This window comes from Brevundimonas sp., from assembly GCF_018608325.1.
Classification (GTDB): domain Bacteria; phylum Pseudomonadota; class Alphaproteobacteria; order Caulobacterales; family Caulobacteraceae; genus Brevundimonas.
The window spans coordinates 1-5,965 of record NZ_JABAZW010000084.1 but is presented as its reverse complement, the minus strand read 5'-3'; the positions used below and the strand labels follow the sequence as shown (position 1 = coordinate 5,965).

5 protein-coding genes are annotated in these 5,965 nt (G+C 65.1%); all 5 read left to right on the top strand.

Annotation, left to right across the window (positions count from 1 at the left end):
* Window positions 1-1,122 (top strand): potassium-transporting ATPase subunit KdpA (gene kdpA, locus QZ281_RS08560; protein ID WP_292227178.1); only part of this gene is annotated, 1,122 nt, incomplete at its 5' end.
* A 19-nt stretch (window positions 1,123-1,141) separates the two neighbouring features.
* The gene (kdpB, locus tag QZ281_RS08555) at window positions 1,142-3,205 is read left to right on the top strand and encodes a potassium-transporting ATPase subunit KdpB (protein ID WP_292227175.1); all 2,064 of its coding nucleotides are present in this window, start codon (window positions 1,142-1,144) and stop codon (window positions 3,203-3,205) included.
* Between the two features lie 31 nt (window positions 3,206-3,236).
* Window positions 3,237-3,959, top strand: coding sequence for a TorF family putative porin (locus QZ281_RS08550; protein ID WP_292227172.1), 723 nt, complete (start codon window positions 3,237-3,239; stop codon window positions 3,957-3,959).
* Window positions 3,959-4,543: a potassium-transporting ATPase subunit KdpC gene (gene kdpC, locus QZ281_RS08545; protein ID WP_292227169.1), complete on the top strand. Its 585-nt coding sequence runs from the start codon at window positions 3,959-3,961 to the stop codon at window positions 4,541-4,543. The genes QZ281_RS08550 and kdpC overlap by 1 nt, the downstream gene beginning before the upstream one ends.
* A 77-nt stretch (window positions 4,544-4,620) precedes the next feature.
* On the top strand, window positions 4,621-5,965 hold a 1,345-nt coding region (locus QZ281_RS08540), incomplete at its 3' end, for a DUF4118 domain-containing protein (RefSeq protein ID WP_292227181.1).

The window sequence follows — 5,965 nt, the reverse complement described above, 5'->3', positions numbered from 1 at the left end:
GTCGTGCAGTCGCTGGCGTCATCTGCTCATGCGACGACGCTGGAAGGCGGGGCGCAGACGATCAGTCTGTTCCCGACCGCCAGCCAGTTGGCCATCAAGCAGTTGGGCATCAACGGGGGCGGCGTCTTTGGCGTCAACTCGGCGCACCCGCTGGAAAATCCAACCCCGCTGACCACCCTGATTACAGCGATCAGCGTCAATGTAATGGGTTGGGCGGCCTTCTTCGCCTTTGGCCGCAGTGTCATGGCCAAGAAGGAAGTACGCGCGCTTGTCGTTGCGGCGTTCCTGATGCTGGGTGCTGCCGGGGCTGCTCTCTACGTCATTGAAAGCCAGCCTGCGCCAGCCCTGGTCGCCGCTGATGTCAGTACATCGGCGGGCAATATGGAAGGCAAGGAGGTCCGCTTCGGCGTGCCTGCTTCAGTCGCCTGGGCGACCCAGACGACGGGCGCCTCAAACGGGTCGGTCAACTCCATGCATGCCAGCTACATGCCGCTGGGTGGCGCGGTGACCATGTTCTTGATGCAGTTGGGCGAGATCCTGCCAGGCGGGATCGGATCGGGCATCGCAGTCATGGTGCTGATGGCCATGCTGGCGGTCTTTGTTGCAGGCCTGATGGTCGGACGCACACCTGAATACCTGGGCAAGAAGATCGAAGCCCGAGAGATTCAGTTCGCCATGTTCGTGGTTCTGATCGTGCCGTTGTCGGTGCTGGGCTTCTCTGCTGTGGCTGCGGTCCTGCCTGAGGCCCTGGCTGGTTTGCTGAACAAAGGCCCTCATGGTCTGTCCGAGATTCTCTATGCCTATACGTCGGCGACCGGCAACAATGGGTCGGCCTTTGCGGGCCTGAGCGCCAATGCGCCCTGGTGGGACACCACTTTGGGATTGGCCATGCTGCTGGGCCGGTTTGTGCCTGCCGTCGCAGTGTTGGCTGTCGCGGGCGCCCTGGTCGCCAAGCCGCGTCTGGCGCCTTCTGCCGGGACATTGCCCACGCATGGCCCGCTGTTCATCGGCCTGCTGATCGGGGTGATCCTGATCCTTGGCGGTCTGCAGTTCTTCCCCGCTCTCTCTCTGGGTCCGATCGTGGAGCATTTCGACATGCTTCAGTTCATGGCCCGGTTCTGATCCGCATCGGATATTTGTCATGACACAAGTCACGCTCGATCCGTCGAGCTCCCGTTCCCCCTCGATCGCCGGGGGGCTGAACGGGGCCATGCTTGGGCGGGCGCTGGGCGACGCTGTCGCCAAGTTGAACCCGACCAAGCTTCTCAGCAATCCTGTTATTTTCGCGACCTGGATCGTCGCCGCACTGGCCAGTGTTTCGGCAGTCGTCGCGGTGGTGACTGGGCAGGCAGCAGGTTTTGCTGTCCAGGTTGCCCTGTGGCTGTGGGCGACAGTTCTGTTCGCTAATGTGGCCGAAAGCATCGCCGAAGGACGCGGAAAGGCGGCGGCTGACAGCCTGCGCGCCGCCCGCGTCACCACCAAGGCCAAGCTGATTGTCGATCCTGTCACGGGAACAGTCGTTCCGACCCCGGCCCATGAGTTGGAGATAGGCTCCATCGTTCTGGTCGAGGCCGGGGATGTGGTGCCTTCGGACGGTGAGATCATCGAGGGCGTCGCCTCGGTCAACGAAGCCGCCATCACCGGTGAAAGCGCGCCGGTGATCCGTGAAAGCGGCGGCGACCGTTCCGCCGTCACTGGCGGCACCACGGTGGTTTCCGACTGGATCAAGGTGCGCATCACCTCGGCGCCCGGCGCGACCTTCCTTGACCGGATGATCGCCATGGTCGAAGGCGCGGACCGTCGGAAGACGCCGAACGAACTGGCGCTGTCTGTGCTGTTGGCAGGCCTGACACTGATCTTCCTGATCGCGGTCGCGGCCCTGCTAGGACTGGGCGCCTATTCGGGGATCAAGCTGGATCCGCTGGTGTTGGGCGCGCTGTTCATCACCCTGATTCCGACGACTATCGGCGGGCTGCTCTCGGCCGTCGGCATCGCGGGCATGGATCGGCTGTTGAAGGTCAATGTGCTGGCCACCTCAGGTCGTGCGGTCGAGGCTGCGGGCGATGTCGACACCCTGCTGCTGGACAAGACCGGCACCATCACCTTCGGCAACCGCATGGCCACAGAGGTCATCCCCGTCCCCGGGGTTCGCCCCGAGGCGGCCCTGCGGGCTGCGGTCATGGCCTCACTGGCGGATGAAACGCCTGAGGGCCGCTCTATCGTCGAACTGGGGCGCAATGCCGGGGTGACGGGTGACATGCCCAAGGGCGCCAAGACCATTCCGTTCAGCGCCGTGACCCGTCAGTCCGGTCTTGAGGCAGAGGGTCGGTCCTGGCGTAAGGGGGCGGTCGATGCGGTGTTGAGCAGTCTGGGCCTGACCGATGGCGCAGGACCGAGCGAGTTTCGCGCTGCCGTGGACCGTATAGCCCGTTCGGGCGGCACGCCTCTGGCGGTGACCGAAAACGATGCGCTGGTCGGCGTCATTCATCTGAAGGACGTGGTCAAGCCGGGGGTCAAGGCGCGCTTTGCCGACCTTCGCCGCATGGGGCTGAGGACCGTCATGGTCACGGGCGACAACCCGGTGACGGCGGCGGCAATCGCTTCGGAAGCCGGTGTCGACGATTTCCTGGCCGAGGCGACGCCCGAGGACAAGATGCGCCTCATCAAGGCCGAGCAGGCCAAGGGGCGTCTGGTCGCCATGTGCGGCGACGGGGCCAATGATGCGCCTGCGCTGGCTCAGGCCGATGTCGGCGTGGCCATGCAGACCGGCGCACAGGCCGCCCGCGAGGCGGGGAACATGGTCGATCTGGATTCAGACCCGACCAAGGTCATCGAGATCGTCGAGGTGGGCAAGCAACTGCTGATCACACGCGGCGCCCTGACCACCTTCTCCATCGCCAACGACGTGGCCAAGTATTTCGCCATCATCCCCGCCATGTTCGTGGTCGGATTGCCGTCTCTGGCGGCGCTGAACCTGATGAAGCTGTCCAGCCCAGAAAGCGCCATCCTGTCAGCGGTGATCTTCAACGCTCTGGTCATTGTGGCCCTGATCCCGCTGGCGCTGCGAGGCGTCAAATACCGGGCTGTGGGGGCAGGCAAGCTGCTGGGGCGCAACCTGCTGATCTACGGATTGGGCGGCCTGATCGCCCCCTTCATCGGCATCAAACTGATCGACATCGTCATTTCCGCCCTGGGTCTGGCCTGAGGCCGAACTGAGCGATCAAGGAACAATTTTCATGCGTAAAACTCTTTCCACAGTCGTCTGCATCGCCGCGTTTGGCATGTGCGGGGCGGCCAGTGCCCAGGATACGGACCCGGACACGACGCGCGCCAGATCCGGCCCGAGCATCAGCTTCAACGCCGGTGTGAGCAGCGACTATGTGTTTCGCGGCGTCAGTCAGACCAAGGGCGATCCGGCGGTCTTCATCGGGGTCGATGCGACGCAGGGGCGCTTCTATGCCGGGGCCTCGGCGACCACTGTGGACTTCGTCGGCGACAAGGACACCGATGCCGAGATCGACCTGTACGCCGGTGTGCGGCCCGAGTTCAGAGGCTTCAACCTGGATCTGGGCGTCGTCAGCTATCTCTATGTCGGCCAGCCGGGCGGCGCTGATTACAACTACGTCGAGCTGAAGGCGGCGGCATCGCGCGCCGTCGGCCCCGCGACCCTGGGTGCAGCAGTTTACTGGTCGCCGGATTTCTTTGGATCGACCGAGGATCAGGCGACCTATGCCGAGGTCAACGGCGCAGTCAGTCCGGCGGACAGGTGGACAGTCTCGGCCGCGCTTGGGCGTCAGTGGCTGTCGTCGGACCTGGATTACACCACCTGGAATCTGGGCGTCGGATACACTCTGACCCCGCATCTGGCGCTGGACGTGCGTTATTACGACACCGACCAGCATGATTTCGGCAGCCCCTACGGCGCGCGCGCCGTGGCCAGTCTGAAGGCGATCTTCTGATGTTGACCTCCATCCGTCCGGCGGTCGTGATGATCGCTCTTTTCACGGCTGTGCTCGGCGTGGCCTATCCTCTGGCGGTGACGGGTGTGGCCCAGACCGCCTTCCCGACCCAGGCCGGCGGCAGCCTGATCCATAACAAGGCCGGTACTGTCATCGGTTCGGCTCTGGTCGGTCAGGGTTTCAGCCAGCCAGCCTATCTGCATCCGCGTCCTTCGGCGGCAGGCAAGGGTTATGACGCCTCTTCATCGTCTGGCTCCAACCTGGGGCCGTTGAACCCGGACCTGATCGCGCGCGTCCAGCATGACGCCGACGCCCTGCGCCCGGAAGCGGCGGGTCGCCCCATCCCTGCGGATGCGGTCACGACCTCGGCTTCAGGCCTCGACCCGGATATTTCTCCGGCCTACGCTGAGTTTCAGATCGCCCGCATCGCCATGGCGCGCGGCGTCCCGGCGGATGAGGTGCGTCAGGTGGTTCAGCAACATGTCACGGGCCGCACCTTCGGCATTCTGGGCCAGCCGCGCGTCAATGTGCTGCTGACCAACATGGCGCTGGATGCCCGGTTCGCACAGGCCGCCGCCCATTGACGGCCCCGCCTGACAGCCTGTCGGACAAACCCCCGGCCGCCCCGCGAAAGCGTGGGCGGCTGAAGGTGTTTCTGGGCATGTCGCCGGGGGTGGGCAAGACCTATGAGATGCTGCGGGCCGCACGTCGGCTGAAGGCGGAAGGTCGCGACGTCGTGGTCGGCGTGGTCGAAACCCACGGCCGCAAGGAGACAATGAGCCTTCTGCGGTGGCTGGAGGTCATGGGGCGCAGTCCCATCGCCTATCGCGACCGAACCCTGATGGAGTTCGACATCGACGGCGCCCTGACGCGGCGTCCTGACCTGCTGCTGGTCGATGAATACGCCCACTCCAACGCCCCCAGTTCACGCCACCCGAAACGCTGGCAGGATGTGGAGGAGTTGCTGGATGCGGGGCTGGATGTCTGGACCACGCTGAACGTCCAGCATCTGGAAAGCCTTTCGGACGTGGTGCTGCGCATCACCGGCGTGCGGCAACGTGAAAGCGTGCCTGACAGCGCCCTGTCGCGAGCAGACGATATCGAGGTGGTGGACATCACGCCCGAGGAACTGCGCAAGCGGCTGGCCGAGGGCAAGGTCTATGTGCCGGAGACGGCGCGGCTGGCGGCGGACAACTTCTTCAAGGTCGAGAACCTAACGGCCCTGCGCGAACTGGCCCTGCGCCGCGCGGCCAAGACGGTGGACGATCAACTGGTGGCGCGCCTGCGTGAGCAGGGGGTTCAGGGACCGTGGGCGGCAGGTGCGCGGATTCTGGTTCTGGTCGCCGGTGACGGGATGGCGGCGCCATTGGTGCGGGCGGGGCGGCGGTTGTCGGACATGATGATGGATGCGCCCTGGACCGTGGCCCACGTGGACCGTCCTTCGGGGGCGCGGCACGGCGTTGGTTCTGCGGGCAAGCTATCCGATGCGCTGAAGCTGGCGGAACAGCTGGGCGGACGCACGGTCGTTCTCAGTGGGGATGACGTGGTTCGGGCCGTCATGGACCACGCCCACCATAACAACATCACCCAGATCGTTCTGGCCAAGGGCCGCGACAGCCGTCTGTCGGAATGGCTGGGTCGCTCGCTGGCGGCGGAGCTGCTGCGGCAGGCACGCGGCGTGGCCATCCATGTCATTACGGATGGTCATGAAGTGAGCGAACCCGCTGTTGCGTCCGAGAGACCGGGCGTCGCGGGCGGCTGGCGGGGCTATGTCGTGGGGGCGGGCTGCGTCGCCGTGGCCACCGGGATCGCCCTGCTGCTGGATCGGGCGTTCGAGCGGGTCGATCTGGGCGTCATCTATCTGGCGGCGGTGCTGGCGGCGGGCGTCTTGTACGGGCTGCGGCCCGCGCTGGCGGCGGCGACGGCAGCGTTCCTGACTTATAACTTCCTGTTCCTGCAGCCCCGTTTCAGCTTCAGCATCGGCTCGCCTACGGACATCCTGACCC